Consider the following 25880-nt stretch of genomic DNA (forward strand, 5'->3'; position numbering starts at 1 on the left):
GCGATCCTTCCCGCGCGCTGGCCCGAAGGTCTGGCAGTACCTCCGGTCGCCAGTTCGTGGAAAAACACGTCAGCCGGATCTACGGACTGCGTGTTGGCGGGGGCTCAGTTCGTCTTGCCGCCTCGGCCTAGACCGATCTCCTTGGCGAGAGCCGAACGACGTGCCGCATACTTCGGCGCGACCATCGGATAATCGGAGGCAAGGCCCCACTTCTCGCGATATTGAGCCGGCGTCAGCCCGTAGGACGTCTGCAGATGGCGCTTGAGCATCTTCAGTTTCTTGCCGTCCTCGAGGCAGATCAGATAGTCGGGAGTGACCGACTTCTTCACCGGTACCGCCGGCGGCTTCACTTCAGGAACGGGTACTGGCGTCTGACCGGTGCTGAGCGAAGACAAGGTACGATGAACTTCGGTGATCAGACTTGCCAGATCTCCTGTGGAGACGGGATTGTTTGAAACGTGGGCCGATACGATCTCGGCGGTAAGGCCAAGAAGATCACTGGCGGGAGTGTGTTCGGACATCGAAAAATCCTTTGTACTTCTGGATAATATAGCGGTGATTTTGTTTCTTCAAATAAAAATAACGAAATTGATCGCTGTTGTTTACAGGTAAAACTGTCATAATTATTAAGGGATTGTCGGAATAGGGCGGTCGGTCGGCCTTGAAAAATAAGGCGGCCTGGCGGTCGAAATTATTCGTCACCGGGACAGCATCCCGTTCGTTCGTTCGCCGTCCCGTCTTGATTAAGGCTCCCGACTTGAAGCAAGGCTGGCGTGGCTGGATCGTTCGAAGTCTTATTGCATGCCAAGGAACGAATTTGTAGCAGAAACTCGCGATTCTTCGCCTCCTTTGGCAAGGCATTGCGAGTTGACCTGCCCTTCGCCAGCGAGGATTTTGTCCCCAATGGCTCGAAAATCCCTGGAATTCCGCCACCTCGAGGCCTTCCGCGCGATCATGCGCAGCGGAACGGCCACTGGCGCGGGTGCGATGCTGGGAGTCTCGCAGCCAGCCGTCAGTCGCCTGCTGTCCCAGACCGAGGACCTGGTCGGCTTCCCTCTCTTCGAGCGCCTTCGCGGCAGGCTTGTCCCGACCGCCACGGCGCAGACCCTCTATGAAGAGACGGAGCGCATCTTCACCGGCATCGAGGAGATCGCGGCCCTCACCCAGCGCCTGCGCGTGCAGTCGCCGCGGCGCGTGGTCATCGCCTCGCTGCCGACCCTGACGCTCTCCATCCTGCCCGGCGCCGTCATGGCCTGGCGCGAGGCGGGGCGGCGCGAGACGCTCTCCATCCATTCCCGCACCGCGGGCGGCGTGCTCGGGCTGGTGGCCTCGCGCCAGGCCGATCTTGGATTCGCGGTCGGCTCGCCGGCCATTCCCGGCGTTCGTTCCACCCCGCTCGCCCGCACCCGCGCCTGGTGCGTGATGGCGCCCGGCCATGCCCTGGCGACCCGATCGGTCGTGCGCGCGGCGGATCTGGACGGGCAATCCTTCGTCGCCCTCTCGCGCGAGGAGGGACGCCAGGAGCTGATCGACGAGGCCATGCGCGGCTCGGGCGCGCAATTCGTCGAGAACGTGGAATGCCGCATGACGGCCGCCGCGGTGGGGATGGTGGCGGCGGGCGTGGGCGTCACCATCGCCGATGCCTTCTCCATCTCGCTCTACCTCGATCGCGGCCTGGTGATCCGGCCCTTCGAGCCGGCGGTGGTCTTCGAATACCGGCTGATCTGGCCCGAGGAGGTGCGCGACACCTTCGGCCGCGCGGCCCTGGCCCATGCGATCCGCAACGAGGCGCGGCGGGTCGTGCAACTGGTGGCCGAGCTCGCCGGGCCATAACACCGCGAGCGACCCTATAACGCTTTGGTATGATGCGCCGTGCGAACGATGTGCGAGCGTGACACCCGCATGACACAAGCCTCAGACCCCTTCGCCCCCGGTTTCGTGGAGCGCCCCTATTGGTGGGACGCCGCCCCGCCCGCCATCGACACGGCACCGCCGCTGCCGGAGACAATCGAGGTCGCGATCGTGGGCGGCGGCATCGCCGGCCTCTCCACCGCGCTGGAGCTCGGCCGCAATGGCGTGAAGAGCCTCGTGCTGGATCGCGAGATGATCGGCTGGGGCGCCTCCTCGCGCAACGGCGGCGCGCTGGCCGGCGCCGGCAGCCTGGGCAAGTCCCGCTCCGACCTCGCCGAGATCCTCGGCCAGAAGTTCCTGAACGAGCTCGCCGAGGAGAGCGAGGGCGCCTTCGAGAGCTTCGAGGCGCTGGTCGCCCGCGAAGGGCTGGACTGCGACTTCGTGCGCTGCGGCCGCTTCACCGGCGCCCATGCGCCCAAGGCGATGGACGCGCTGAAGCGCCGGGCCGACATGATCAACGCCGCCGCCGGCGAGCAGGCCTTCCTGATTCCCAGGGACGGCGTGGGCGAAGAGATCGCCACCGACCGCTTCTATGGCGGCATGGTGCTGAACCGCGCCGGCTCGCTGCATCCGGGGAAGTATGTGCGCTCGCTGGGCCAGGCCGCGGAGCGCAACGGCGCCGTCCTCGCCGGCGGCACCGAGATGCTCGGCTACCGGCGCGAGGCCGATGGCAGCTTCGTGCTCGACACCAGCCGCGGCGTGGTCAAGGCGAAGCAGCTGATGATCGCGACCAACGGCTATACGGGGAAGGCGACGCCCTGGCATCGCCGCCGCCTGGTGCCCGTCGCGAGCTATATGATCGCCACCGAGGATCTCGGCGAGGAGCGCGTGCGCAGGGCGCTGCCCAAGCTGCGCGTCTATGGCGACACCAAGAAGGTGCTCTATTACTTCCGCCCCTCGCCGGATCACCGCCGCATCCTCTTCGGCGGCCGCGCGAGCTTCGTGGATGCCGATACCCGCCGCTCCGGCGCGCGGCTGCACCATTTCATGACGGACCTCATCCCCGACCTCCAGGGGACGAAGATCACGCATAGCTGGAAGGGCAATGTCGCCTTCGCCTTCGACATGATGCCCCATGTCGGCGTCGAGAACGGGGTGCATTACGCCATGGCCTGCAACGGCAGCGGGGTGACGACGATGACGCATTTCGGCACCGTGGCCGCGAAGATGATGCTCGGCGGCTCGAACGCCGTCTCCGCCTATTCGCGCATCCCCTTCCAGACGATGCCCCTCTACAACGGCGTTCCCTGGTTCATGCCCTTCATCGGCGTGGCCTATCAGCTGCGCGACCGCATGGACGGCTGGCATCTGCGCAAGCGGGCGCCCTGATGGGTCGAACCCTCGTTCTCACGCCTGCGGAACATGGGCTGCGCCTCGCGAGGGGCTGTGCCAGCTTGGTGCTGGCCAGCTGATGGAAGATCGCATCATCGTCCTCGGCGCGGGCGTCGCGGGTCTGGCGGCGGCGCTGCCGCTCGCCCGCGCGGGCCGTACCGTGACGGTGATCGATCCGCTGCCCCCGGCCGGCGGCAGCTCCTTCGGCAATGCAGGCCTGCTGAGCCCGGACACCTCGGTGCCCGTCGCGCTGCCGGGCATGCTGCGCAAGGTGCCGGGCTGGCTGAGCGATCCGATGGGGCCGCTGGTCGTGCGCCCCGGCTATTTCCCGCGCGCGCTGCCCTGGCTCCTACGCTGGATCCGTGCCGGGCGCATGGACCGCGCGCTTGTCCTCTCCCAATCCATGCGGGCGCTGCACGGCGCGAGCTTCGCCCATTGGCGCGACCTGCTGGGCCCCGACGGCTTCGCCGAATTCATCCGCCGCAACGGCCAGGTGCAGGTCTGGGATCAGGCCGAGGAGACGCCCGCCGCCGCGCTGGAGCGCAGCTTCCGCGCCCGCCAGGGCATTCCCACCGAGGTGCTCGGCGCCCCCGAGCTGCGGGAGATGTTTCCCGGCATCGCGGCGCGGATCTCGCGCGGCGTGCTGATCCCGGGCAACGGCCATACGGTGAATCCCGGCCGCATGGTGCGGCGCCTGGCCGAGCTCTTCCTCGCCGCGGGCGGCGAGATCCGCGCCGAGCGCGCGCTCAAGCTCATCCCGCGCGAGGGCGCGCGCTGGATGGTGATGACCAATATCGCCAATCACGAGACCGGCACGCTGGTCGTGGCCGGCGGCGCGTGGTCGGGCAGCCTGATCGCGCCGCTCGGCCTGCGCCTGCCGCTCGAGACCGAGCGCGGCTACCACCTCTTCCTGCCCGACGCGAACATCACGCCTGACGCGCCGCTGCTCTACAAGTCGCGCAGTTTCTCCCTGACGCCGATGGAGGGCGGGTTGCGCGCCGCCGGCACCGTCGAGATCGCGGGGCTGGACGCCGTGCCGGACGAGCGCCGGGCGGAGCGGCTGCTGGCCCATGTCCGCACGCTCTTCCCCGCGATCGAGGGCGGCACGCCGCGGCTGTGGATGGGCCATCGCCCCTCGACGCCCGACAGCCTGCCCGTGCTCGGCCCCGCGCCGGGCCATCCGGGGCTGCATCTGTGCCTCGGACACGGACATTTCGGCATGACGGGAGGCCCGCCGAGCGGGCGCCTCGTCGCCGACCTCATCCTGGGCGCCACGCCGCGTATCGACGCGGCGCCCTATTCGGCCAGACGCTTCCTCTGAAGCGTTTTCCGCCGGCCACGACCACCGAACAGACGAAGAGGCCCGACATGACCATGACGCCTGATTCCATCCGCCGCCGCCTGTTACTGGGCGCCGCGCTCGCGGCCCCCGCGCTGCGCACCGGCCGCGCCCAAGCCAATGGCGAGGTGATCGTCCGCACGCCCGGCGGCGCCTATGACGACGTCATGCGCCGCGTCGTCTACGACCCCTTCACGGCCGAGACGGGCATCCGTGTCACGCCGGTCGCGGCCACGGGCGCCAAGCTCATCGCCATGGTGCGCGCGAACAATGTCGAGCTCGACCTGATCGACACCGGCGACGCGCAGCTGCTGACCCTGGAGCGCCTCGGCGCGCTGGCGCCCATCGCCTATGACCGCTGGCGCTGGACCAAGCCCGAGGACATCACGCGCGAGGTCCGGCTGACCCACCGCGTGGGTAATTTCACCTACGCCTCCGTGCTCGCCTACAACACCGAGACCTTCCCCGGCGATGCCCACCCCAACAGCTGGGCGGACTTCTGGGACGCCGGCAAGTTCCCCGGCCCGCGCATGCTGGCCGACATCGCCAGCGCCTCGGTCAACTTCGAATTCGCCCTGCTCGCGGACGGCGTGCCGAAGGACCAGCTCTACCCGATCGACGTGGACCGTGCGCTGCGCGTCATGGCGCGCATCCGCCCCTCCATCCGCCGCTTCTGGGACACGGGCGCGCTCGCGGCGCAGATGCTGTCGGACAAGGAGGTCGTGGCCGGCTCCATCTGGAACGGCCGCCTGCAGACGCTGATCGATCGCAACGCGCCGCTCGGCTACACCTGGAACCAGCACATGATCCAGGTCCAGGCGCTGGGCGTCTTCAAGGATGCGCGCAACGTGGAAGGTGCGCAGAAGCTCGCCGACTTCATGCTGCAGCCGCGGATGCAGGCGCAATACGCCAAGGCCCTCATCTACGGCGCGACCAATGAGCGCGCCTTCGACCTGCTCACCCCCGCCGAGGTCGCCCGCATGCCGGGCGGCGAGAATTCGCGTCGCCTCGGCTTCTACCAGGACATCGCCTGGTGGCATGAGAACCGCGACCGCGTGAGCCGCGCCTGGTCGCGCTGGCTGCTGCGTTGAGCGCGGGCTCGGTCAGCTTCGATACCGTCACCAAGCGGTACGGAGCGGAGACGGTCGTCAACGGGGTGTCGATCGACATCCCGCAGGGCGAGTTCTTCACCCTCCTCGGCCCCTCGGGGAGCGGCAAGACGACGACGCTCTCCATGCTGGCGGGCTTCGTGGTGCCCGATGAGGGGCGCGTGCTGATCGGCGGCGCCGACCTCACGCGGGTACCGCCGCGCGGGCGCGGCCTGGGCATGGTCTTCCAGAACTATGCCATCTTTCCGCATCTGAACGTGGCCGAGAACGTGGCCTTCCCGCTGACGGTGAAGGGCGCGCCCAAGGCCGAGATCAAGGCGCGCGTGGCCGACGCCCTGGCCATGGTGAAGCTCGACGGCTTCGGGGAGCGCTATGCGCGCCAGCTCTCGGGCGGGCAGCAGCAGCGCGTGGCGCTGGCCCGCGCCATCGTGGGCCACCCCAAGGTGGTGCTGATGGACGAGCCGCTCGGCGCGCTCGACAAGAACCTGCGCTACCACATGCAGGTCGAGATCAAGGAGATCCAGCAGCGCCTGGGCATGACGGTGATCTACGTCACCCATGACCAGGAAGAGGCGCTGACCATGTCGGACCGCATCGCGATCATGAACCATGGCCGGATCGCCCAGATGGGCCCGCCGCGCGAGGTCTATGAGAACCCCGAGAGCAGCTTCGTGGCGAGCTTCCTGGGCGAGGCGAACCTGCTGAAGGTGCGCCGCGACGGCGAGGCCGTGCGCGGTCCCGGCGGGACGACGATCGTCGCCGCCCGTGGCGCGCTGGCGGCGGGGGACGGCCTGGTCTTCATGCGGCCCGAGAAGGTCAGCGTCACCGCCGGCGACGCCGTGGTCGCGCCCAATCATCTCCCCGGACAGATCCAGCACGCCTCCTTCCTCGGCAATATCGTGCGCTATGCGGTCACGGCCGCCGAGGGGGCGACGCTGATCTGCGACCAGGCCAATGGCCCCGGCACGCAGATCCACCGGCCCGGCGACCAGGTGACGCTGAGCTGGCGCGCCGAGGACAGCCGGCTTCTGGCGGGCTGAGGACATGCCACTCGGACGTCTCACCGCCTGGCTGATGCTCGCCCCTGCGCTGATCCTGCTCTTCGGCGTCTTCCTGCTGCCGATCGGCTGGTTCCTCGTGGGCTCGCTGCAGGAGCTCGGCTCGCTCGCGGAACTCTGGGAGGAGGCGCAGGACGTGCTCTTCTCGGGCACTGTGATGCGCGTGATGCTGAACACCAACGGCATCGGCGCCATCGTGACGCTGCTGGTGCTGGTGATCGGCTATCCGGTCTCCTACGCGCTGTCGCGCGCGAAGGGGCTGGCCTTCACGGCCATCCTGCTCTGCATCGTGCTGCCCTACTTCACCAGCACCATCGTGCGCACCTATGCCTGGATGGTGCTGCTGGGGCGCAACGGGCTGATCAACCAGATCCTGCTCGGCCTCGGCTTCGTCGATGCCCCGCTGGAGCTCATGTACAACCGCACCGGCGTGATCATCGGCATGACCTATGTGCTGCTGCCCTACATGGTGCTGACGCTCTTCGCCGCGATGAAGGCCGTCGACCACCGGCTGCTTCAGGCGGCCGAGGGCATGGGCGCCTCGCCGGCCACCGTCTTCCTTAAGGTCTTCATGCCCCTGACCCTGCACGGCGTGATCGCCGGCGTGCTGATCACCTTCATCCTCGCCATCGGCTTCTTCGTGACGCCGGCGCTGATGGGCGGGCCTGGCGACATCATGATCGCCATGCTGATCGAGCGTGAGGTGGAGCTGACGCAGAACTGGCCGGCGGCCGCGATGATGACCCTCGTGCTGCTGGCGGTGACGATGGTCCTCTATGGCTTCTACAGCCGCTTCGCCGACCGGGAGGCGCCGCGATGATGGGGCCCGTCCTGCGCGCGACGCTGCTCAAGGCGCTCGTGGTGCTGCTCTGCTTCGGGCTGGTGGCGCCGATCCTGGTCGTGGCCATCGCCTCCTTCAGCGGCGACGGCTATCTGAAGTTCCCGCCGGAGACCTTCTCGACCCGCTGGTACGAGCGGTTCCTGGGCGACTACCGCTGGCGCTCGGCGATCATGAACTCCGTCTTCATCGGGCTGCTGACCTCGGTCTTCTCGACGGTGATCGGCTTCCTGGCCGCCTATGCGCTGATGCGCGGCGAGTTCCGCTTCAAGACGGTGATCGCCTCGCTGCTGCTGATGCCGGTGATCGTGCCGCACATCATCACGGCGGTCGCGGTCTACTTCCTCTCGGCTCGGATGGGGCTGGTGGGCGTGCGGCCCTGGATCTCGGTGGCGCACAGCGTCGTCGCGCTGCCGGTGGTGCTGGTGATCCTGCAATCGGCGCTGCGGACGGTGGATCCGGTGCTGGAGCGGGCGGCCATGGTCTGCGGCTGCACGCGCTTCGGTGTCTTCCGTCGCGTGGTGCTGCCGCTGGCGCTTCCGGGGATGGTCTCGGCCGCGCTCTTCTCCTTCCTTACGTCCTTCGACGAGCTGGTGATCTCGCTCTTCCTGGCGGGGATCCGGTCGGAGACGCTGCCGGTGCGGATCTGGAACAGCCTCATCCTCGAGGTGGAGCCGACCATCGCCGCCGTCAGCTCGCTGCTGATCGCGGTGACGGCGACGGCGCTGGCGATCGATGCCGTGATCCGCAAGATTCGCGGCGGGCCCATGGCCGCACTGAAATAGCCCTCGGGACATTTCGCGCGGTCGCAAAGCGGCCTCCTTCCCTCGCGCCGAGGGGAGGGGGCCGTTTTCGATTCTGGGGGAAATGGCGGCGTCCGCCGGACGTGCGAAAGCGGCTCCAGGGCACGGGGTGGTGCGGAGCGCGATGCGTCACCCGAAGCGGTGACACCTTGAAGAAATGAGAGGCGGTGGGAATGGTGGGCGTTGTAGGGCTCGAACCTACGACCCGCTGATTAAGAGTTTCTGGAATTTCGAGGTATTTCAGGCCTCATGTTCCTAAATGCGTCCCCATAATTCCGGGGTCCCGGAACAAGCTTCGGCATTATGGAACGGGCCTAGCTATGCGGCCCTTAGGGCGATAGTCGCGACGAAAGCTGTGTGACCTTTGGAGCGATCGAGCTTCAGACCACCGTTACGGGCCTGCAGAAGCCCAAGGATCAGGCTCATCCCGAGCCCCGTGCTTTGCGCAGGGTCATAGTCCGGCGGAAGGCTGACACCTTCATCCTCGACCGCCAGGTCTATGAAGCCATCCCGCCGGATGACCCTCACCGTGATAACGCCGGCGCCGTATTTGAGGGCATTGGTCGTGAGCTCGACCATGACGAGGCCTACGGCTGAGACATCGGCGCTAGGCCAGACGATCCGATCCGCTTGGAGCTGGATCCTCCGCTTCTCTAATGTCGAAGCCGAACTGGCGTTCTGATCATCGATGATCCTCTGCAGGTAGGCCGACAGATCGACATCGACGCCGGCGCCGGCGCGATACAGATGCTCGTGCATGGCGCCGAAAGACCGGATCCGCGCGGCACTGTTTTGCAACTCCTCGGCCGCTTCAGGGTGATTGGTCATGCTCGCTTTCAGTGAGAGCAGGCTTTGAATCATCTGCAGGCTGTTGCTGACGCGATGATGCGCTTCTTTGACGAGAAGATCCTTTTCTCGGACGAGCAAGCGGAGCTCAAGCTGTGTTGTGATCTGACGGGAAAGAGCGGTTAGCGTCTCGGCCTGGTGTTGTGTGAGGCCCTGCGGCCGTGGCTTGTAGTCGAGCACGCACATCGACCCAAGCGGCAGACCATCGGGATTATTGATAACCGCGCCACCGTAGAAGCGCAGATTGGGATCCCCAGTCACGAGAGGATTGCAGTCGAATCGGTTATCCTTGGTTAAATCAGGCACAATAAAAATGCCGGGCTGGAGAATAGCATGGGCGCATACCGACATGCCGATGGGTGTCTCACGGACACCAAGGCCGATTTCTGCTGCAAACCATTGTCTTTTTTCATCAACAAGACTGACGATAGCTATAGGCGCATCGCAAATATGCGCAGCTATTTTTGTGAAGTCGTTAAAATCGACCTCGGCATCCAGGACATCGTATCGATGGAGGGCGGCAAGGCGGGCTTGCTCGTCCCAAGGGTTGGCAGCGTTCAAAAGGCAGCTTTCATGCTGAAGGAGCGATGGATAGTGGTGACAGGACATTCAAAGCCAAAGGCGAATCCTAGAGCTTTTTTGGAAATTCACGAGGATGGCTTTGAGGGCTATATTCACTTCTGGTGGCTAACCGAGGGGGTCAGCCTGCGGCAGCATACCGCGCGGCATTTCGACACGCGGTGATCGCCGCCAGTGTCGCGTTCGCCTGGGTCATCGCGGCCGGCTGGTCCCGGTCCGCGTCCGCCACCTGCTCCTCGGCGTCGATGACGCCAGTGTCGAGCTGTTCCAGCATCTCCGCGATGCGCTCCCGCACCACGTCAGCTTCTTCGATCGCGCGCCATTCCGTGATGATAACCCCGACCTCTCGCGCCATTCGACCAGGTGCAGCGGCGCGGGCGGCAAGATCCAGAAGTCGGCGCATCGCGTCATCGATGGGCCGAGGGCGAGATTTTGCTTGCGCAGGCATTTTAAATCCTTTCTTCGCGCGGAACATATTCGGAACATCGGTGGTCAATCAAGGGCTTTGCGCCGACCTAAGTCACCTCTAGAAAGTTCCCAAATGTGGAAATTGGCTCTTGTTCCCAATTCGGGAACCGGCTATAAAATCTGCATGCACATCATCGCGAAGCGCACGCTGAGGGCTTTCTGGGAGCGGGTTCCCGCCGCCCAGGCCCCGCTCGAAGCGTGGTTCGCCCTGGTGACCAAGGCCTCCTGGGAAAACCCCGCCCAGGTGCGCGAAACTTTCCGGGCGGCGGATTTCGTCGGCGACAGCCGCGTGATCTTCGATATCGGCGGCAACAAGTTCCGGCTGGTCGCCCGGATCGCCTACAAGCACCAGCGCGTGATGATCAAGTTCGTCGGCACCCACAAGGAGTACGACGCCATAGATCCGGAGACGGTGTGATGATGATGGACATCCGACCCATTCAGAACGAGGCCGACCTCACCTGGGCCCTGGCCGAGGTTGAGCGGTACTTCGATAGCGAGCCTGATCCCGGCACGCCCGACGCGGCCCGCTTCGACGTGCTGACGGCCCTGATCAAGGCTTACGAGGACGAGCACTGGCACATCGACGCCGCGCACCCTGTCGACGTGCTGGCGGCCTTCATGGAGGCGAAGGGCCACACGCAGAGTGACCTCGCGACGGTGCTCGGCTCGAAGCCGCGCGCGTCGGAGATACTGAACCGCAAGCGCGAGCTGTCGAAGGACCAGATCTGGGCGATCCACACGGCATGGGGCTTGGCGCCAGACCTGCTGATCAAGCCCTATGCAGTGGCGCAGGCGGCCTGAACGGAAAGTCTGGCGCGATCTCCTCGGACGAAGCTACCATGCGTGCGCCGTCGAAAGCGGCGCCCGCGGGGGAACCCGCATCCCGACGAAATCGGAGATTACGCACGTGAACAGCACCCGACAGTATTCGACCATCTTATCTTGCCTTCACGATGAACCACGCCCACTCGGCACTCTAGGCAGGGGGACGCATTACTCCGTCTTCCGCTCTGTGGAATGGCTAGACGCTTTGCTCCGGCCACTGTCTCGCCCCCAGATCCACGACTTCGCGGTAATCTGGGATGAGGATCATGACGAACGTGTTTTGGAGGCTGTAGAGCAGATTTATCTCGCTGGCCTCCTGGCGCCTGTCCTCTTCATCGGCGAGAAAAAGGGCAACCTAACCCTCGTCCTGGATCTAAAGTTTTTTCAGCTACCCAGTGCGAAAGTCGAGCAGTACGAGGTTGATATTCTGCAAATCTCAGAAAATCTCCCCGATTCATGGCCGGCATTCGTTGGAAGCTTCGATCGGAACCTTAGAAAGCCGATCTCCGAACTCTCGGCCTCGATAATCGCTGATACGGATGATCGGGTGGAAATCTATCTGCGGAGCATTGATTCGCTCTGGGGCCTTGGCCAGCACAACCGAGCTCCGAGGCGTTTCACCTGGCCGGGGCATGCGCCCTAACCGAAGCGCCACGCCGGCAAGGCATCGGCAACGATTATCCGAGCGGCGTGAGCTTCAGAGTCCCGTTGACCATCTCACGCAGCGTCGGGCAGTTGTCGAGCCAGATTTCTCGGAGCACGCCCGGGCTCGGTGGCGCCCCCGTCGTGCCGATGCCCGTTGAAGCCGGCCGGCCGGAAACGCCGACGGGGTTTACCACTCCGCCCAGGCCGAGGCCGCTGTAGATGCCGTACTCGGGGGTGGCCTTGTCCATAGGACGATCATAGCGCGTTGCGACCTGCCCCAGAAACGCAAAACTCCCACCAGCCTAAGGCCAGCGGGCGCCGGTCTGCGGTCTCTCATCTAGGCGAACAGGCGACCGCGATACGATTCTCGGGGCCTGGGTGGACGAACGACACTATGCTGCGATTAAAGTCACAGGCATTCGACGCCCAAACTGCAGCCTCCTGCGTTGTCCCAAAGCTGTTGGAGACGCCCGCTGCAGGTGGCAGCTGCACGGGCGGGGCACCAGATCCCGTGCCGATCGTGACCTGCGGGACTCCTATGATGGTGACCGGTAGGGGCGCACTGGAGGAAATCGTTGATGAAGCCGCGGCAGGAGCGGGCGTCTGCGCGTGAGATGGGAAAACGAACAAGATGCTGCATACGAGGACACGAAATAATGGATTAACCATGTTTGCCTCCCTTTACTGGAACGGCTACAATAACCGAAGGTTAACCTTTTCCAAGACTAATCTGCATCGACAGAAAGCGTGTTCATTTTCGCTTTACATCGCACCAGGGCGCCGCGCCCTGAAACGCAAAAGCCCGGCGCGGATTGCTCCGGCCGGGCTTGGTCAATCTTCGAAGATTCGCAGTTGGGCTGCTATTAATCGGTCTCGCAGATCATCTGGGTAGCGGATGGTGTGCTTGCATTTTACTTTCCGCCGAAAATCTTCCTCAGAACCAATATGCCTTACAAACAGAGAAGATCCGTATTTTACCGTTATATCGAATAAATTCCCGCATTCATCTTTAACAACTGAATGGGCGGTATGGGAATTGCCATCATTTGCAGCCCAGCCCCTGATTGCCCGGCACTCAGGATTCAGGCGCACCCATTCATCGACATTGTCGTGACAGGACCCCTCAACCGGAGGTCTGCCTCCTAAAGATACTTCCCGGAAAGGGACATGCAGCCCGCTTTCGACGCGCGAAAGCACATCAAGCTCGTACTTCCGCTCGTTCATGGCGAGCATACTCGGCCAACCAGATCACTCGGTTCAACAAATTTCACGGCGGTCGCAGATCCCGCCACCAGCCGCGATAGCCCGCCGCCGAGGGATGAATTCCATCCCCGCCGACGGGCGAGCACCGCGCCGGCCGAACTTGGGCAACGCGCGCGAAGCTTCGCCTGAAACCCCCCGCGCTGCGACGCGTTGCGCCCATCGATGAGGGCCGGCTCGATGCTGGCGTAGACATGACGCCGCTCACCAAAGCAACAATCGCCACCCGGCGACTACACAGAGGTTCTCAGGCATGCCGCGTATCCTTGTGGTGGAGGATGAGGTTCTGATCCGCCTGAGCCTGTCCGAGTGGCTGCGCTCGGAATCGCACGAGGTGCTGGAGGCCTCCTGTGGCGACGAGGCCCTCACCCTGTCGAAGTCTATTTTGGAGATCGACATCGTGATCACGGACGTCCAGATGCCCGGCGACATCGACGGCCTCGGGCTCGCCGAGAGGCTTCGGGAGGTCCGACCAGAACTTCCCATAATCCTAGTCTCAGGCAGCCCCCTTTCGAAACCGCTTGGCAGTGCGGCTTCGGCCTTTCTTATGAAGCCCTATGATCTCGCAGGGATTGCCGAGCTCGTCACGCGCCTTGTTGCACCATCCGACCACGCCGTGAACGCAAGGGAAGCTCGTAAATGACTGACATTCCATCGACGACCGAGACCGTGCTGGTCGTTGAGAGCGATGTCATCGCACGCCATGTCCTCGCGCAGTATTTGCGCCATTGCGGCTATGTGGTCCTGGAGGCGGCATCCAGTGACGAAGCTTTGGTGGTCCTGTCCCAAGCTGAAGCCATCGTCCATGTTGTTCTAAGCGCAGTCGAGCTCGACGGTGAGATGAACGGCTTTGCACTGGCGTCGTGGGTGCGCGCAAACCGCCCTGAAACTCATGTCGTGTTGGCGGGTACAGTCAAGAAGGCAGCCGAAGAGGCCGGCGAGATCTGTGAGGACGGACCGCACCTGCAACGTCCCTACGATCCCCAACAGGTGCTCGATTGGATTCAAAAGCTGAGGAACATACCGCGCCGGACTGCTGACGGCTGAGCATCTGAAGCCAACATCCCCGAGTGTTCCGGGACGCTGGCTAAATCCCGAAGCGCGCGGAGGCGAACGGCCCACCCTCGCGGCCAGACGGCGACCCAGACCCCACAAAACCAGCCGTGGAGGTCAATTGGCACACTGCCCGGTTGAACGCCCTATCCCCCGCCATCGCGTCCATCATCCGCGAGATCGCCGGCCGCCCCTTGATCTCGTCGGCCGCCTGGCGCTGCACCTCGGCCGGGAACTCAGTGATCTTTGGGCACGGTCGCGAAGAAATTGCCGGTGCGCAGCCGGCCAGCAGCACCGTCGCGCTCAGCAGCACGGGCAGCAATGTCCGCATCGGTCCTGATCCTTTCCTGAGTTTGCGCGGCCTCGACCGCGACCTGGTTGCGGGCGTCGCCGGCGGCGTCGCGACGGAGCCACACCAGCCCGGCCAGGACGAGAGCCAGCGCAGCCAGGGCCAGGAGCGCGTTGCGGACGACGGGGAGCGCAAGGAGGGCGGTCACGCGTCGCGCCGGCTGCGCAGCACAAGCACCAGTGCGAGCACCAGCCCCGCGACAACCACCGCGACGCCCGTCCACTGTGGCGCGCTGCCGATCGCCTGCAGCGCGGGAGCGACCGCTGCTGCCGCAGCGCCGATGCCCGCCACCGTCAGCGCCCCCTGGCCCGTCTGGGTCGCCGCGGCTTGAGCCACCGTCTCGACCGGACGGGGGACGCCGGCCAGGCGCAGGCCCTCGTCGAGAATGCTGGACGCATAGGGCTGACCGTCGAGCTCGACGGTGATGATCGCCTCCACCAGCGGCCGCAGGTGGGCGTAATTGTGCAGGTCCAGCGCCGTCAGGTCGGGATCGAAGCCCGTGAGCTTCGCCACGCGACCGGCATAGGCGTCCGTGTGGTTCTCGTTCGACGGTGCCCAGCGCGAGATGATCGCCCGGATCGTCCGCAGCCCATGCCGGTCCTGGTAGGTGGTCAGCAGCATCGCCAGTGCCCGGATGCCATATTCGTGGCTCTGGAACACGGCGAACCGCGCGCGCCCGCCGACTGGCGCCGGCTCGATACCCGTCTGGCCCTGCCAGTTGTTGGCCGACGACCAGTCGATATTGCCGGGGTTGCGATTCCGATAGCCGCGCGAACGCGTGGGGTCGGCCATGGCCGTCTCCTCTCTCTGTGATGTTGGGATGCCGCCTGCCCGGCGACGGGGTGAAGACAGTCGAGAAAATTCCCGACCGTTGCGAACCACCGAAACCGGTGGCTGGCGCGTTAGTGCTTTAACAAGCGGGAGACATGTCGATGCTGACCATTGCCGCTACCGACTTCGCTGACCTGACCTACACAATCACGAACAAATCATCGTGGTGGGCACGCGCCAGTAAGGATTGTTCAATGCGCGCCTTCTCGACGACTCTTGCCGTACTGGCCGCCGTCGGCCTTGCGGGAGGGCTGTCGATATTCCTGCTGACGACGCATTGACTCAATTTGGTGGGTTAGGAACTTTCAGACCTTTCCCGACTTTCTAGAGCCAAGCCTCGCGCCTTAGATTCAGCAATGGGAGGCCAACCATGCTGATTATCGCCATCGTCATTGCAGCAGTCGGGGCCGCCGTCCTTACATACGCGATCATTGGTGGTCGCTCGGGGCGATAGGTCAGCCCGCGCAGTGCCGGCGCAGATCGCGGCAGGTATTGGCCGTCAGGTTGCGCCGAGCCAGCGTCGGATCATGTCCAGGGCGGAGTTGCCTGTCATGGACGCAAACTGAAGAAGCCCAAGCCCGGCGATGATCAGGTTGAGCTTGAAGTTGATCTGCTTCTGCCGCTCGAGGCACTGCGCCTCATGCACGGCCTGCTTCATCTCCACAGCGCGGAGGCGAGCATCGTCCTCGCTCATCGCAGCACCTGCTCGGCGGCGCGCGTCACTGTCATAGGGCCGCCGCCTCGACCCAGCCGGCATCGATCTGCTCGGGCGTCAGATCGAAGGCCGCGCCGATGAGCGGCACCAGGAATAGCGTGACCACCCGCTGCGCCAGGGTCAGCCAGATGTTATCGACGGCCCGCTTGGCGAGCTCGGCAGCGCGCGTCATGCCTCAACCTCGTGGCTGCCAATGAGCGCCAGGCCCTGGGCGACCGACGCGCCAATCCGCGTCCGGACCGCGTAATCCCCGACAACCAGCTCGAAATACCGGTGGATGCCGTCCTCCCAGACGCGGACCTCGCGGCCGTGCGCATCGGTCATGATCTGCATGTCGCCCTCCATCACACGCCCGCCTGAAGGCGCAGATAGTTCTCCACCGTGGCGAGCTGCACCGCGCGCGAGGCGACGGTCAGATCCTTGTTGAACAAGGCGAGGTCGCCGATCCGGATGTCGATGCCCGTGCCCGTGGTGGAGCCCGGCAGCCCGGCGCCGCCCATGCGCAGTCGCGAGTTGAGGATCGCCGTGGCTGAGGTGGCCGTACCGACCACCGACCCGTTGATCCGCAGCGTGGCCGCGCCGTCCGACGCGCGATAGCTCGACACCACGACGATGCGCTGGCCGCGATAGCCGGCGGGGGACCGGATGATGAAGCCGCTGCTGTTCTGCGGAATCACGGACAGCCTCCCGCTGCTGTCCACAGATAGCGACCAATAGTTGGTCGTGATGGCGTTGCCGAGGATGACCCCCGCCGCGCTGGGCAGCAGCTCAGCCACAAAGGCGATTGTCCGCTCGGAGGAATCCAGCAGGGGCGTGTCGGCCATAAGGACGGAGCCGTTGGTGCCCGAGGTGACGCCCGTGCCGTCGCAGCCAAAAGACAGAGCCGGCCGGCCGTTGATCAGGGACGAGACCGGGCGGTTGCTCAGGGCCGCCACGCCCTCGATCCCGAATGCAAGTTCACGCAGGCGGAAGCCCGCCGCCGTGTCGCCCGTCACATACGCTGGGGTGATCGAAGGTCGGATGTAGCTGACGAGGCTCGGGATGTTCAGGATGTTGATGAGCGTCGCGTCCGGAACGAAGGCTGGCGGGGCCGCACCGGCCGGGAAAATACGATCGACAAGGGTAAAGCCAGGCATCACAGGCCCTCCGCGAACAGGGTGGTATCGGGCGCGCCGGCGACGATGCTCGCCTCGCTCACGCGCCCGATAATGAGGTCATTGACCCAATGGCCGTCGCCGTCCTGGGCCTTGCCGCGCCCGCGATCCCAGCAGCAGTAGATCAGCCCATTGTACCGGCCGTCGGCGTCCTGGCCGAAGTCCAGCGCGGTGTAGGAGACGGCTGGCGAAGATCGTGGGTCGAGCAGAGCGTAGAGCTGCCAGGGACTTGCCGGATCCATATCCGTCTCGCTCAGAGCCAGGGCGATGCGCTCGCGCCGATCGGCGCTGTCGTTGAACGCCCAGACCGCCCGGCCCGAGGGGCTGCGCGCCAGGTCGGTGCGCGAGTTGACGGACGGATAGCCCGGCACGGGCAGCGGCTGGGTCCAAGTTCGCCCGCCATCGCGGCTGACGCAGTAGTGCTGGCGGATCTCCAACGTGCGGAAAATGGCCAGGACCGAGTTGTGGTCGAACGGAAGGATCGACGTTTCCTGGTACTGGTTCTGCGTACGGTTCGGCATCGAAGGTATGATGCCGATCTCCTGAAAAATGATCGTGCCGGCCGCGTCGAAGACGAGCCGCCCGTAGGATGATTTCTCGTAGGACACCGGGTCGCGGTCGGTGGGGACCGGCTGGTTGATGGTCATCCGCACTTCGCCGCCGTGGAACCGGGGCTTGCCCACGAAACCCACGCCCAGGTAGCACATCGGCCCCACGTCCCAGGTCCCCTCACCGCCCGTCAGGGGATTGCGCAGCACGAAGCCCCAGGCCGCGCGCACGCCCGAGGCAGAGGGGCATGTGATCAGGAGCCAGTCGGCGCCGGTCGGGGATTTGATCGACAACAGATGCGGGTCGAGCATCGCGCTGCCGGTCGTGCTCGGGTAGGTCGCTGGCCGGACGTAGAGCACGCGGGTCCACGTCGTCGGCGCGCCGGCCGCATCGAGGTCGGTGTAGCTCAGCCTGATCCAGGCCGGTGCGTGCTCGCCGTTCTCCCCGACGCCGTAGCGGTTGTCGGGCGTGACCCAGTAATGCCGCGCGCCGTTCGCGAGGAAGTCCGGGCAACGCGGGGTTCCCTCGGCGGTCGTGGCGCGGATGCCGATGGCAATGAAACGGCCCTCATCCGCCGCGTCGGCGCCGTAGACCGCGACACCGTTGGACGAGAGGGGACCGATGACATCGGAGCCGCCGAACGGCGGCGCGAAGGTCAGTTTCTTCTGCCGGCCGGCGACATCATCGGGCACCGTGGCGATCGCCGCGACGGCCGTGTCGAGGGCGGATTTGGAGGGATAGCGCGCGACCTCAACCGCCGCGCCGGACAGCTTGCGATAGAGGATGGCGAAGTCGTTGCCGCTGCCGGGCACCGAGAAATAGGCGTTCTCGGCCACGGCCGCGAGGCCGGCCGTGGTGCTTGGGTAAAGCTGCGAGGCGCCTACCGCCTGCGCGGCGGCGATGCCAGCCTCGTTTGCCCGCGCTGTGGCGGTGGCGGCCGCGCTCTCGGCGCCCTGCCGGGCCGTATCCGCAGCGCCAGCCGAGCCGGCGGCAGCGCTTGCGCGACCCAATGCAAGCGCCGCTTGCTCAATCGTGTCTGCGCGGTCCTGGCCCGTTGCAGCGCGGTCGGCGTCAGTTGCCGCCCTATCCTGCGCGACAAGGGATTGCTTCGCCTGCACATCGGCTCGGGCAGCCACAACGGCCTGCGCATCAGCGTCCACCTGCGCTCGCGCCTGCTCTACTGCCTGCGCGTTGCCATCGGTCTGTTCTGCGGCCCCCTCGGCGCGGTCCGCCTCCTGGCCCGCACGCTCACGCTCCGCACGCGCAGCAACAGCGACCGAGGATTCGCCTGGCCCATAGACCTCGCGGAGGTTGTCAGACGTGGCTCGTGCCAGAGACACCAGCGCGGCACGCCGGCCCAGAGCGGCCACGGCCTCCTGAGCCTTGGCCTGCGCCAACCCGATAGCGTCCGCGGCGAAGCTCAGGCCCGGCGAGAAGGCGGCCAGCGTGCAGAGCATGGAGATGGCTTCCGACGGGTCGGTCGCGACGGCCCTGACACCCTCGGCCAAATCCATCATGCTCCGCCCGAGGTCTTCCGCCGCCGTCATAGCCGCCCCGCAAGTGAAATGGCCCGAGCGGCCAGGCTTCCGACCGCCGCCTTGGCTTGGCTCAGCCGGGCGAGTGATCCGCTGACGGTCGAGAGCATCCGGCTGGACGCGCGCAGCGGATCGGTGAGGCCGCCGGTGAAGCGGCCCATGACCCGGTCGAGGCCTGGCACGACCCTCGAGACAGCGCCGATGGCGTTCACGGCGCTCCGGACCAGGCCGGTGGCCTGAGCGGCGTAACCCGACACGGTGCTCTGGACCTGTCGGACGGCTGCCACCGCTCCCGTGACGCCACCGCCGATGCTGGAGGCGAAGGAGGTGACGGAGCCCTTCTCCAGCGCCTCGGCTCCCTTCAGCACATCCCCGCCCTGGTCGCGCGCGCTGTCGGGCTTGGTCGCGCCCTTGTCGTTGCCCTGGACGCCGCGGGCCGGGGCTGGATCCGCCTACGCCAGGCTAAGACCGACGAGTTGGTCGACGTGCCGTGCCACGCGCGTCTATGGGCGGAACTCAAGCTGGCGCCCAAGGTCGGGCTGCTGCTACCGGCACCGAGGGGAGGGGCTTGGACCTATCGAAACTTCGCCCGCCGGTGGGACGACATCGCCCGCCGCGCGAACCTGATGATTATTCGCCGCGAGCTGCGCGCGCGAGGTGGTCTGCCTTCGCAGGCGAATCGGGCAGAACGGGATCTGGCGAAGACAGCGATCAGGAGCATGACGCTGGGCGAGTTGCAGCGGCGCGACGTTCGCCGCACCGGCATCATCCAGCTCGCCCTTGCGGAAGCGACGACGCCGCAGATCGCGGCTCTATCTGGCCACAGCATCGATCAGGTGCAGACCATCCTGGACACCTATCTGCCGCGGCGGGGCGAGGTGGCGCTGGGCGGCGTGGAGAAATGGGAGAAGGCCGGCCCGGCGGTCAGCAACGTCGTAACGCTGCCCTCACCGAAGGCGCGAAAGGCCACCTGAGTTTTGGAACGAGTTATGGAACAGTTCCATAACGCAACCTGACCCGGTACGCTAACTTATTGAAATATCAGGCGGAATGGTGGGCGTTGTAGGGCTCGAACCTACGACCCGCTGATTAAGAGTCAGCTGCTCTACCAACTGAGCTAAACGCCCGCCGTGAAAGGGCTTTTAACTGTCTTCCGGCCGTTGTCCAGCCCCTCAGCGCATAGCTTCCATGCCGAGCGGAAATTTTCCTCCCCCGGCGGGGCGTTCCTGGACATAGGTCGGCCAGGCGAGGCCCGTCACGCGGCCGCGCATCCCGCGGAGAAGCGCCAATCCTTCCTCGACGGGCACGTGGAACCGCGCCGTGCCGGGGGCGGGGTCGAGCTGATGCAGATAATAGGGCTTCACCCGGTTTCGCAGCATCGCCCGGAACAAATCCGTCAGAGCGGATTCGCTGTCGTTCACGCCGCGCAGCAAAACCGACTGTCCGAGCAGCACCACGCCCGCGCCATGCAGTGCCCGCAGGGCAACAGCGGATTCGTCCGAGAACTCGCTGGCGTGATTCGCGTGGACGCAGAGGTAGAGCGGCCGCTCCAGGGTCAGGGCCTGCAGCATCGCCGCGTCGATCCGGGCGGGATCGGCCACGGGCACGCGGCTGTGGATGCGCAGCACCTCCAGATGCGGCAGGGCCGCCAGCCGCGTCAGGATATGCGCCAGGCGCCGGGGCGAGAGCATCAGCGGGTCCCCGCCCGTCAGGATCGCCTCGCGCAGCTGGGGCGTGCGGGCGAACCAGTCCAGCGCGGCCTCCAGCTCGGCCTCGGAGAGCAGGCCGCCATCGGGGCCCACCGCCTCGCGCCGGAAGCAGAAGCGGCAATAGACCGGGCAGGCCAGCAGCGGCTTGAGCAGCGCGCGGTCGGGATAGCGATGCACCACGCCCTTCAGCGGGGTGAAGGGCGCATCCGCCGTGGGATCGTCGAGTTCATGGGGCGCGGTGGTCAGCTCCTCCGCCTCGGGGAGGTACTGGCGCGCGAGCGGGGCGCCGTGCTCGGCGATGAGCCGGGCGACGAGGGGCGTGACCGAGATGGAGTAGCGCTGGGCGACCTCGTCGATCGCCGGCACGGATTCGCGTGGGATGAGGCCGGCCCCGGCCAGGTCCCCGGCGGAGCGGAGGGTGCGTTGCATGGCGGGGCAGGCTCTGCCCTGTTAAACCTTCGGATGCAATGCCGAACCCGCCCTGGACCCCCGCGCGCCTCGCCGCGCGCCTGCCTTTCCTGGACGCGCGGTCGCGACTTACCGCCGAAACGCGGGGCTGGTTCACCGCCAGGGGATACCGCGAGGTGGAGACGCCCTGCCTCGTGCCCGCGCCCGGGATGGAGGTCCATCTGCGCGGCTTCTCGGCCGAGTTCGACCCTCATCTGGGCCAGGGAGAGCGGCGCAGGCTCTGGCTGCGCACCTCCCCGGAGCTGGCGCTGAAGCGGCTGCTGGTGGGCGGGGCGGGGCCGGTCTTCGAATTGGCGCGGGTCTGGCGCAACGGCGAGATCGGCAGCCGTCACGCCCCCGAATTCACCATGCTGGAATGGTACCGCCCGGGTCTCGGGCTGGACGGGCTCATGGACGAAGCGGAGGCGCTGGTTCGCCAGCTCTGCCCGCGCCTGGTGGCGCATGAGGAGGTGACGACCGACCTCGCTCTGGCTTTCGAGCGGATCACCGTCGCCGAGGCCTTCCGCAAATGGGTGGGGATCGACGTGCTCGCCTCCATCCGCGAGGACGGCACGGGCGACGGCGCGGCGCTCGGCGCGCGCGACGACGAAAGCTGGGAGGAGGCCTTCTTCCGCCTCCTGCTGGAGCATGTGGAGCCGAAGCTCGGCCGCGAGCGCGCCAGCTTCCTCACCCATTGGCCAGCGCCCCAGGCGGCGCTGGCCCGGCGCGACCCGTCGGATCCCCGCGTGGCGCTGCGCTTTGAGCTTTTCGCCGGCGGCATCGAGCTGGCCAATGCCTTCGACGAGCTGACCGATCCCGAGGAACAGGCCGCCCGCTTCGCCCATGACGTGGCCGAGCGCGAGCGGCTCTACGGGGCGGATAATTCCTGGCCGGTGGATGCGGATTTCCTGGCCGCCCTGGCGCAGGGCATGCCTTCGGGCTCCGGGATCGCGCTGGGCTTCGATCGGCTGGCCATGCTGGCGAGCGGGGCGCGGCGGATCGAGGACGTGCTTTGGCTCGGTGAGTTTCCCTACACCTGATCCACCCACTACCGCCGGGCCGTCGTGGTCTGCGCGGCAGCGAAATGCAGGTGGATGGCCCGGCGCTGCGGCGCCGGGCCTTTGGGGCGTCAGCCCTTGGGCGTCCAGACGGGCGGCGCTTCGCTGCCCACCTGCTCCAGGATGCGCCCATAGGCTTCCGGCCGGCGATGCGCGGCGAAGTTGAAGATGGTCGTCCGCCCCAGCGTGCAGGCATCGAGGTCGCAATCGGCGGTGATGAGCTCGTCGCCCCAGGTGGTCGCCTGGGCCATGATCTCGCCCGAGGGGTTCACGATGATGGAATGGCCGAAGAGCTCGTGCCCGTCCTCCGTGCCGCCCTTGGCCGTGCCCACGCCGAAGCAGGCATTCTGGTAGCAGCCCGAACGGATGGAGAGGTGGCTGTGCTCGACGCGCAGGTGGTGCGCCTCGAAGCCGCGATTGTCCATGTTCAGGCTGGGCGTGTTGTAGCCCAGCATCACGACCTCGACCTGCTGCAGCCCCATGACGCGCCAGGCCTCGGGCCAGCGGCGGTCATTGCAGATCATCATGCCGATATTGGCCTCATGCTGGCCGAGCGGCGTGCGGATGACCGGGAAGCCGAGATCGCCCACCTCGAAATAGCGCTTCTCGAGATGCTGCACCTTGCGGATCGGGTCGTATTCCTTGTGCCCGGGCAGGTGGATCTTGCGGTACTTCAGCACGATCTCGCCCGAGGGATGGACGTAGATCGCGGTGTTGTAGCGGTGGCCGTCGGGCGTCTTCTCAGCATAGCCCAGGTGGAAGCCGATGCCGTATTTCTTCGCGGCCTCGAAGAGCGGCGCCGTCTCGTTGGACGGCATGGCGTGCTCGTACCAGTTGTCGGCCTTGGAGATATCCTCCTCGTACCAGCGGGGGAAGAAGGTCGTCAGCGCGAGCTCGGGGAAGACGACGACCTCCACGCCGCGCTGATGGGCGCGCTCCATGAGGCGGACCATGCGGCCGACGGCGACGTCGCGCCCTTCGGCTTTCTGGATGGGGCCGAGCTGGGCGGCGGCGAGGGTGACGAGACGCGGCAAGGATCAGGCTCCGGAATGTGATGGCGCAGGATCGCGGGGGAGCGGCGCCGGGGCAAGCTGCCAGTCGGGAGGAAGTTGGGGCTCCCGATGGTCCGGCCGCGCTACGCCCTCTGGGCGGCGATACCGGCCACGACGCCCTCGACGATCGCGAAATGCTCGCTCCAGCTGGGCGCGTGCCATCCCGGCATCCGCGCCAGCTGGGCCGCGCGCCGGGGGCTGTCCGGACGCGCATGGTCGAGGATCGCGTCCCGCCATCCCGGACCGTCCAGCGGCTCCAGGAAATCCGGCACGCCGTCGCCCAGCTCGCGGAGGGAGGGGATGTCGGAGCAGATGGCCGGCACGCCCATGGTCAGCGCCTCGGCCAGGGGGATGCCGTAGCCCTCCACGAAGGTCGGGAAGAGCAAGGCGCGGGCGCCGCGCAGCAGGGCGGCCGTGCGCGCGTCGTCCAGGCGGCCGGCTTCCTCGACATGGCCGTCGAAACCCTTGCGGCGATCGAGCAGGCGGCAGGCGGCTTCGGCTTCCCAGCCGCGCCGGCCGATGATGACCAGCCGGGGGCCGGGCGGCATCGCCCGCCAGAGGTTGAGCAGCAGGAGGTGGTTCTTGCGCGGCTCGATGGTGCCGAGCGTGACGAAATAGGGCCTCGAATCCGGGCTCGGCGGCGGGGGCGTGTCGATCCTGGCGATGTCGGTGCCGAAGCGGGCCAGGTGCATCGGCGGCAGCTTGCGGCCGGGATGCAGGGCCGCCAGCGCCGCGCCCGTCGCCCGCGAGCTGATGAGCAGGCCATCGGCCAAAGCGAGAATGGTCTCGATTCGCTTGGGATGACGCTCGATCTGCTTGCGGGTGGTGAATTCCGGATGGGTGATGGGGATGAGGTCGTGCAGCAGGGGCAGGAAGCGCGCGCCCTGCGCCTTCAGCGCGGCGATGGGTGCGGCCTGGTGCAGCCCGGCATGGGAGACCACGAGGAAGACGCAGCCCGGCGTGGCGGCGATCCTGCGGGTCAGCTTCGCGCGGCCCACCGAGCCCGCCAGGGCGGTATATGCGGCGCCGGCGAAGACCTTGGCCTCGCCCGGCGCATTCTTCAGCAGCGCGCCGATCAGGCTCAGAGCGAGCTCGCGCGGGAGCTCGCCGTAGAAGCCCCAGGGGCTCTGGCCGGTGAAGGTGCAGCCCTGCGGGGCGAAATGGCGCGCATAGGCCAGCTCGACCCGGTCGATCCCGGCGGCGATGCCGCGCCAGCCGGCGGCCAGCAGCCGGGAGAGGTCAAGAATGACGTGCAATCGCAGACCTTTAAGGGCGTCGACCGCGGCGCCGGGCCACGAACGCAACGAAAGCGGGAAGAGCCACGGTTCTCCTGGGCTGCCGCCGCGCTGTCAATCAGCCGTTCACAACGGCTCGTTCACGAGATCCCCATGCAGGCGATGGATCGTGGCGGCGACCGCGGCGTCGAGCCCTGGCCGGGCGTAATAGGTGCCGCGGACATGCAGGGCCGCGGCCATCAGCCGGAGGAAGGCCTCGGTCAGGCCCGAATCCGGGGGAGGGGCCTCTCGCCAGAAGGCCTCGGCCGGACCGTCGAAGGCGAGGCGGGGGATGCGGTAGATGGCCTGGCCCAGCGCCAGCACCGGCCGTCCCAGGGCCAGGGCCTGGAGCGCGGCGGTGCTGTTGACCGTCACCAGCCCCCGCGCGGCGCGCAGCATCGGCTCCAGCGCCCCTGCGGCGAGGAAGACGACGCGATCCCCGACCCCGGCGGCCTCCGCCATGCGGCGCACCCTCCTGGGCCAGTTCTTCAGTCCCGGATCGAGCGGATGGAGCTTGATGGCGAGCTGCGCCTCGGCCGGCGCATGGGCCGCGAAGGCGCGCAGTACCTCGTCGATGGGCGTGTCCATGTCGGGATAGGGCGAATAGGCGCGGATGGAATAATCGCTCTCCATCTGCATCGCGAAGAGGAAGACCGGCCCGCGCGCCAGGGCGGCGGCGAAATCCGCCTCGGACCGCCGGGCCGCGCCCCGCTGGCGGAGCAGGCGCCAGGCCAGGCCGGGATAGACCAGCAGCGGATGGTGCAGCGTCGCCCTGCGGTAATGCGGGAAGGGCCAGGGCAGCAGGTTGGACAGGTGATAGGCCATGTCCCACAGCGCGCGCCGGGGAAAGCTATCCGCATGGAGCACCCGCATGTCCAGCGGCGGCAGCTTCGCCGCGAGTCGCAGGATCTCCGCCGGATCGCGCGGGAACCGGCTCTCGCCGTTCATGCCGTCGCGCTCGATGGCCAGCCAGTCGGGCCGGAGATAGCCGAAATCCGTGACCGTGACCGCGATGCCCAGCGGGCGGGCGGCGGCGATGGCCGGGCGGTGATAGGGCCGCTGCTCGCCGAGCAGGACGAGGTCGGTGATGGCGTGCCGGGCGAGGTAGCCGGCGATGAAGGCGGGCCAGTCCGCGAAT

Annotated in this window: 32 protein-coding genes and 1 tRNA gene; 15 read left to right on the top strand and 18 right to left on the bottom strand. The window is 66.5% G+C overall.

Going from position 1 to position 25880, the window contains the following annotated elements:
* Positions 1–104: 104 nt before the first annotated feature.
* Complete coding sequence (locus ACO057_RS17255; RefSeq protein WP_421993844.1) at positions 105–521, bottom strand: MucR family transcriptional regulator; 417 nt, start codon at positions 519–521, stop codon at positions 105–107.
* A gap of 382 nt (positions 522–903) precedes the next feature.
* Between ACO057_RS17255 and ACO057_RS17260 the strand changes: the two genes are divergently transcribed.
* From ACO057_RS17260 to ACO057_RS17290, 7 genes are all read left to right on the top strand, one after another.
* On the top strand, positions 904–1833 hold the full coding sequence (locus ACO057_RS17260; RefSeq protein WP_421993845.1) for a LysR substrate-binding domain-containing protein: 930 nt from the start codon (positions 904–906) through the stop codon (positions 1831–1833).
* A gap of 69 nt (positions 1834–1902) precedes the next feature.
* Entirely contained in the window at positions 1903–3240 is a 1338-nt protein-coding gene (locus ACO057_RS17265) for an NAD(P)/FAD-dependent oxidoreductase (protein ID WP_421993846.1), read from the top strand.
* An 82-nt stretch (positions 3241–3322) separates the two neighbouring features.
* Positions 3323–4564 (top strand): NAD(P)/FAD-dependent oxidoreductase, encoded by a 1242-nt coding sequence (locus tag ACO057_RS17270; RefSeq protein ID WP_421993847.1) that lies wholly within the window; start codon positions 3323–3325, stop codon positions 4562–4564.
* A gap of 47 nt (positions 4565–4611) precedes the next feature.
* Positions 4612–5673, top strand: coding sequence for an ABC transporter substrate-binding protein (locus ACO057_RS17275; RefSeq protein ID WP_421993848.1), 1062 nt, complete (start codon positions 4612–4614; stop codon positions 5671–5673).
* A complete protein-coding gene (locus ACO057_RS17280) occupies positions 5670–6731 on the top strand; it encodes an ABC transporter ATP-binding protein (protein WP_421993849.1) in 1062 nt (353 codons plus the stop codon). The genes ACO057_RS17275 and ACO057_RS17280 overlap by 4 nt, the downstream gene beginning before the upstream one ends.
* A 4-nt stretch (positions 6732–6735) precedes the next feature.
* A complete protein-coding gene (locus ACO057_RS17285; RefSeq protein WP_421993850.1) occupies positions 6736–7569 on the top strand; it encodes an ABC transporter permease in 834 nt (277 codons plus the stop codon).
* Complete coding sequence (locus ACO057_RS17290) at positions 7566–8372, top strand: ABC transporter permease (protein WP_421993851.1); 807 nt, start codon at positions 7566–7568, stop codon at positions 8370–8372. The genes ACO057_RS17285 and ACO057_RS17290 overlap by 4 nt, the downstream gene beginning before the upstream one ends.
* A 336-nt stretch (positions 8373–8708) precedes the next feature.
* Here ACO057_RS17290 and ACO057_RS17295 read toward each other — a convergent pair whose 3' ends face one another.
* A complete protein-coding gene (locus ACO057_RS17295; protein WP_421993852.1) occupies positions 8709–9797 on the bottom strand; it encodes a histidine kinase dimerization/phosphoacceptor domain -containing protein in 1089 nt (362 codons plus the stop codon).
* A gap of 139 nt (positions 9798–9936) precedes the next feature.
* The gene (locus tag ACO057_RS17300) at positions 9937–10311 is read right to left on the bottom strand and encodes a hypothetical protein (protein ID WP_421993853.1); all 375 of its coding nucleotides are present in this window, start codon (positions 10309–10311) and stop codon (positions 9937–9939) included.
* A 96-nt stretch (positions 10312–10407) separates the two neighbouring features.
* On the opposite strand from ACO057_RS17300, the gene ACO057_RS17305 reads away from it, so the two are divergent.
* From ACO057_RS17305 to ACO057_RS17315, 3 genes are all read left to right on the top strand, one after another.
* Positions 10408–10701: a type II toxin-antitoxin system HigB family toxin gene (locus ACO057_RS17305; RefSeq protein WP_421993854.1), complete on the top strand. Its 294-nt coding sequence runs from the start codon at positions 10408–10410 to the stop codon at positions 10699–10701.
* Positions 10701–11087 carry a helix-turn-helix domain-containing protein gene (locus tag ACO057_RS17310; protein WP_421993855.1) on the top strand — a complete coding sequence of 129 codons (387 nt, stop codon included), beginning with the start codon at positions 10701–10703 and terminating at the stop codon, positions 11085–11087. The genes ACO057_RS17305 and ACO057_RS17310 overlap by 1 nt, the downstream gene beginning before the upstream one ends.
* A 229-nt stretch (positions 11088–11316) precedes the next feature.
* The gene (locus ACO057_RS17315) at positions 11317–11754 is read left to right on the top strand and encodes a hypothetical protein (RefSeq protein ID WP_421993856.1); all 438 of its coding nucleotides are present in this window, start codon (positions 11317–11319) and stop codon (positions 11752–11754) included.
* A gap of 34 nt (positions 11755–11788) precedes the next feature.
* On the opposite strand, the gene ACO057_RS17320 is transcribed toward ACO057_RS17315, so the two are convergent.
* Both ACO057_RS17320 and ACO057_RS17325 read right to left on the bottom strand, forming a co-directional pair.
* Positions 11789–12004 (bottom strand): hypothetical protein, encoded by a 216-nt coding sequence (locus tag ACO057_RS17320; protein WP_421993857.1) that lies wholly within the window; start codon positions 12002–12004, stop codon positions 11789–11791.
* Between the two features lie 583 nt (positions 12005–12587).
* Entirely contained in the window at positions 12588–12989 is a 402-nt protein-coding gene (locus tag ACO057_RS17325) for a hypothetical protein (protein ID WP_421993858.1), read from the bottom strand.
* Positions 12990–13269: 280 nt separating this feature from the next.
* Between ACO057_RS17325 and ACO057_RS17330 the strand changes: the two genes are divergently transcribed.
* The gene (locus tag ACO057_RS17330; protein ID WP_421993859.1) at positions 13270–13659 is read left to right on the top strand and encodes a response regulator; all 390 of its coding nucleotides are present in this window, start codon (positions 13270–13272) and stop codon (positions 13657–13659) included.
* Positions 13656–14063, top strand: coding sequence for a response regulator (locus ACO057_RS17335; protein WP_421993860.1), 408 nt, complete (start codon positions 13656–13658; stop codon positions 14061–14063). The genes ACO057_RS17330 and ACO057_RS17335 overlap by 4 nt, the downstream gene beginning before the upstream one ends.
* A gap of 242 nt (positions 14064–14305) precedes the next feature.
* Here ACO057_RS17335 and ACO057_RS17340 read toward each other — a convergent pair whose 3' ends face one another.
* Both ACO057_RS17340 and ACO057_RS17345 read right to left on the bottom strand, forming a co-directional pair.
* Positions 14306–14566: a hypothetical protein gene (locus ACO057_RS17340; RefSeq protein WP_421993861.1), complete on the bottom strand. Its 261-nt coding sequence runs from the start codon at positions 14564–14566 to the stop codon at positions 14306–14308.
* Positions 14563–15210, bottom strand: a complete 648-nt coding sequence (locus tag ACO057_RS17345; protein WP_421993862.1) for a structural protein — start codon at positions 15208–15210, stop codon at positions 14563–14565. The genes ACO057_RS17340 and ACO057_RS17345 overlap by 4 nt, the downstream gene beginning before the upstream one ends.
* Positions 15211–15344: 134 nt before the next feature.
* On the opposite strand from ACO057_RS17345, the gene ACO057_RS17350 reads away from it, so the two are divergent.
* Positions 15345–15530 (top strand): hypothetical protein, encoded by a 186-nt coding sequence (locus ACO057_RS17350; RefSeq protein ID WP_421993863.1) that lies wholly within the window; start codon positions 15345–15347, stop codon positions 15528–15530.
* A gap of 218 nt (positions 15531–15748) precedes the next feature.
* Here ACO057_RS17350 and ACO057_RS17355 read toward each other — a convergent pair whose 3' ends face one another.
* Genes ACO057_RS17355 through ACO057_RS17380 form a run of 6 tightly spaced genes read right to left on the bottom strand, consistent with a single transcriptional unit; the run spans position 15749 to position 19570 of the window.
* Positions 15749–15943: a hypothetical protein gene (locus ACO057_RS17355; RefSeq protein ID WP_421993864.1), complete on the bottom strand. Its 195-nt coding sequence runs from the start codon at positions 15941–15943 to the stop codon at positions 15749–15751.
* Positions 15944–15974: 31 nt separating this feature from the next.
* Positions 15975–16136, bottom strand: coding sequence for a hypothetical protein (locus ACO057_RS17360; RefSeq protein ID WP_421993865.1), 162 nt, complete (start codon positions 16134–16136; stop codon positions 15975–15977).
* Positions 16133–16297 carry a hypothetical protein gene (locus ACO057_RS17365; RefSeq protein WP_421993866.1) on the bottom strand — a complete coding sequence of 55 codons (165 nt, stop codon included), beginning with the start codon at positions 16295–16297 and terminating at the stop codon, positions 16133–16135. The genes ACO057_RS17360 and ACO057_RS17365 overlap by 4 nt, the downstream gene beginning before the upstream one ends.
* Before the next feature lie 11 nt (positions 16298–16308).
* A complete protein-coding gene (locus ACO057_RS17370) occupies positions 16309–17100 on the bottom strand; it encodes a hypothetical protein (RefSeq protein ID WP_421993867.1) in 792 nt (263 codons plus the stop codon).
* Positions 17100–19184, bottom strand: coding sequence for an exo-alpha-sialidase (locus tag ACO057_RS17375; protein ID WP_421993868.1), 2085 nt, complete (start codon positions 19182–19184; stop codon positions 17100–17102). The genes ACO057_RS17370 and ACO057_RS17375 overlap by 1 nt, the downstream gene beginning before the upstream one ends.
* 26 nt (positions 19185–19210) lie before the next feature.
* Entirely contained in the window at positions 19211–19570 is a 360-nt protein-coding gene (locus ACO057_RS17380) for a hypothetical protein (protein WP_421993869.1), read from the bottom strand.
* Positions 19571–19678: 108 nt separating this feature from the next.
* On the opposite strand from ACO057_RS17380, the gene ACO057_RS17385 reads away from it, so the two are divergent.
* Complete coding sequence (locus ACO057_RS17385; RefSeq protein ID WP_421993870.1) at positions 19679–20176, top strand: hypothetical protein; 498 nt, start codon at positions 19679–19681, stop codon at positions 20174–20176.
* A gap of 77 nt (positions 20177–20253) precedes the next feature.
* On the opposite strand, the gene ACO057_RS17390 is transcribed toward ACO057_RS17385, so the two are convergent.
* Positions 20254–20329 (bottom strand) — tRNA-Lys (locus ACO057_RS17390).
* 45 nt (positions 20330–20374) lie between these two features.
* Positions 20375–21340 (bottom strand): lysine-2,3-aminomutase-like protein, encoded by a 966-nt coding sequence (locus ACO057_RS17395; protein WP_421993871.1) that lies wholly within the window; start codon positions 21338–21340, stop codon positions 20375–20377.
* 38 nt (positions 21341–21378) lie between these two features.
* On the opposite strand from ACO057_RS17395, the gene epmA reads away from it, so the two are divergent.
* Positions 21379–22398: an EF-P lysine aminoacylase EpmA gene (epmA, locus tag ACO057_RS17400; RefSeq protein WP_421993872.1), complete on the top strand. Its 1020-nt coding sequence runs from the start codon at positions 21379–21381 to the stop codon at positions 22396–22398.
* Positions 22399–22487: 89 nt separating this feature from the next.
* Here epmA and ACO057_RS17405 read toward each other — a convergent pair whose 3' ends face one another.
* The 3 genes from ACO057_RS17405 to ACO057_RS17415 all read right to left on the bottom strand — a co-directional run.
* The gene (locus ACO057_RS17405) at positions 22488–23450 is read right to left on the bottom strand and encodes an N-carbamoyl-D-amino-acid hydrolase (RefSeq protein WP_421993873.1); all 963 of its coding nucleotides are present in this window, start codon (positions 23448–23450) and stop codon (positions 22488–22490) included.
* A gap of 101 nt (positions 23451–23551) precedes the next feature.
* Positions 23552–24724, bottom strand: coding sequence for a glycosyltransferase (locus tag ACO057_RS17410; protein ID WP_421993874.1), 1173 nt, complete (start codon positions 24722–24724; stop codon positions 23552–23554).
* A gap of 105 nt (positions 24725–24829) precedes the next feature.
* Positions 24830–25880: DUF6716 putative glycosyltransferase (locus tag ACO057_RS17415; protein WP_421993875.1), on the bottom strand; the 1051-nt coding region annotated here is incomplete at its 5' end.

Source organism: Roseococcus sp. (assembly GCF_965227005.1).
GTDB lineage: Bacteria > Pseudomonadota > Alphaproteobacteria > Acetobacterales > Acetobacteraceae > Roseococcus.

Excerpts from the sequence above, each read along its gene's own strand:
- ACO057_RS17370 (WP_421993867.1), bottom strand. The coding sequence starts at position 17,100 with ATGCCTGGCTTTACCCTTGTCGATCGTATTTTCCCGGCCGGTGCGGCC.
- ACO057_RS17290 (WP_421993851.1), top strand. The coding sequence starts at position 7,566 with ATGATGGGGCCCGTCCTGCGCGCGACGCTGCTCAAGGCGCTCGTGGTG.
- ACO057_RS17335 (WP_421993860.1), top strand. The coding sequence starts at position 13,656 with ATGACTGACATTCCATCGACGACCGAGACCGTGCTGGTCGTTGAGAGC.
- ACO057_RS17330 (WP_421993859.1), top strand. The coding sequence starts at position 13,270 with ATGCCGCGTATCCTTGTGGTGGAGGATGAGGTTCTGATCCGCCTGAGC.
- ACO057_RS17355 (WP_421993864.1), bottom strand. The coding sequence starts at position 15,943 with ATGAGCGAGGACGATGCTCGCCTCCGCGCTGTGGAGATGAAGCAGGCC.
- ACO057_RS17395 (WP_421993871.1), bottom strand. The coding sequence starts at position 21,340 with ATGCAACGCACCCTCCGCTCCGCCGGGGACCTGGCCGGGGCCGGCCTC.
- ACO057_RS17260 (WP_421993845.1), top strand. The coding sequence starts at position 904 with ATGGCTCGAAAATCCCTGGAATTCCGCCACCTCGAGGCCTTCCGCGCG.
- ACO057_RS17325 (WP_421993858.1), bottom strand. The coding sequence starts at position 12,989 with ATGCTCGCCATGAACGAGCGGAAGTACGAGCTTGATGTGCTTTCGCGC.
- ACO057_RS17305 (WP_421993854.1), top strand. The coding sequence starts at position 10,408 with ATGCACATCATCGCGAAGCGCACGCTGAGGGCTTTCTGGGAGCGGGTT.
- ACO057_RS17345 (WP_421993862.1), bottom strand. The coding sequence starts at position 15,210 with ATGGCCGACCCCACGCGTTCGCGCGGCTATCGGAATCGCAACCCCGGC.
- ACO057_RS17285 (WP_421993850.1), top strand. The coding sequence starts at position 6,736 with ATGCCACTCGGACGTCTCACCGCCTGGCTGATGCTCGCCCCTGCGCTG.
- ACO057_RS17270 (WP_421993847.1), top strand. The coding sequence starts at position 3,323 with ATGGAAGATCGCATCATCGTCCTCGGCGCGGGCGTCGCGGGTCTGGCG.
- ACO057_RS17310 (WP_421993855.1), top strand. The coding sequence starts at position 10,701 with ATGATGATGGACATCCGACCCATTCAGAACGAGGCCGACCTCACCTGG.
- ACO057_RS17265 (WP_421993846.1), top strand. The coding sequence starts at position 1,903 with ATGACACAAGCCTCAGACCCCTTCGCCCCCGGTTTCGTGGAGCGCCCC.
- epmA (WP_421993872.1), top strand. The coding sequence starts at position 21,379 with ATGCCGAACCCGCCCTGGACCCCCGCGCGCCTCGCCGCGCGCCTGCCT.
- ACO057_RS17255 (WP_421993844.1), bottom strand. The coding sequence starts at position 521 with ATGTCCGAACACACTCCCGCCAGTGATCTTCTTGGCCTTACCGCCGAG.
- ACO057_RS17320 (WP_421993857.1), bottom strand. The coding sequence starts at position 12,004 with ATGGACAAGGCCACCCCCGAGTACGGCATCTACAGCGGCCTCGGCCTG.
- ACO057_RS17350 (WP_421993863.1), top strand. The coding sequence starts at position 15,345 with ATGTCGATGCTGACCATTGCCGCTACCGACTTCGCTGACCTGACCTAC.
- ACO057_RS17375 (WP_421993868.1), bottom strand. The coding sequence starts at position 19,184 with ATGATGGATTTGGCCGAGGGTGTCAGGGCCGTCGCGACCGACCCGTCG.
- ACO057_RS17365 (WP_421993866.1), bottom strand. The coding sequence starts at position 16,297 with ATGCAGATCATGACCGATGCGCACGGCCGCGAGGTCCGCGTCTGGGAG.
- ACO057_RS17275 (WP_421993848.1), top strand. The coding sequence starts at position 4,612 with ATGACCATGACGCCTGATTCCATCCGCCGCCGCCTGTTACTGGGCGCC.
- ACO057_RS17360 (WP_421993865.1), bottom strand. The coding sequence starts at position 16,136 with ATGACGCGCGCTGCCGAGCTCGCCAAGCGGGCCGTCGATAACATCTGG.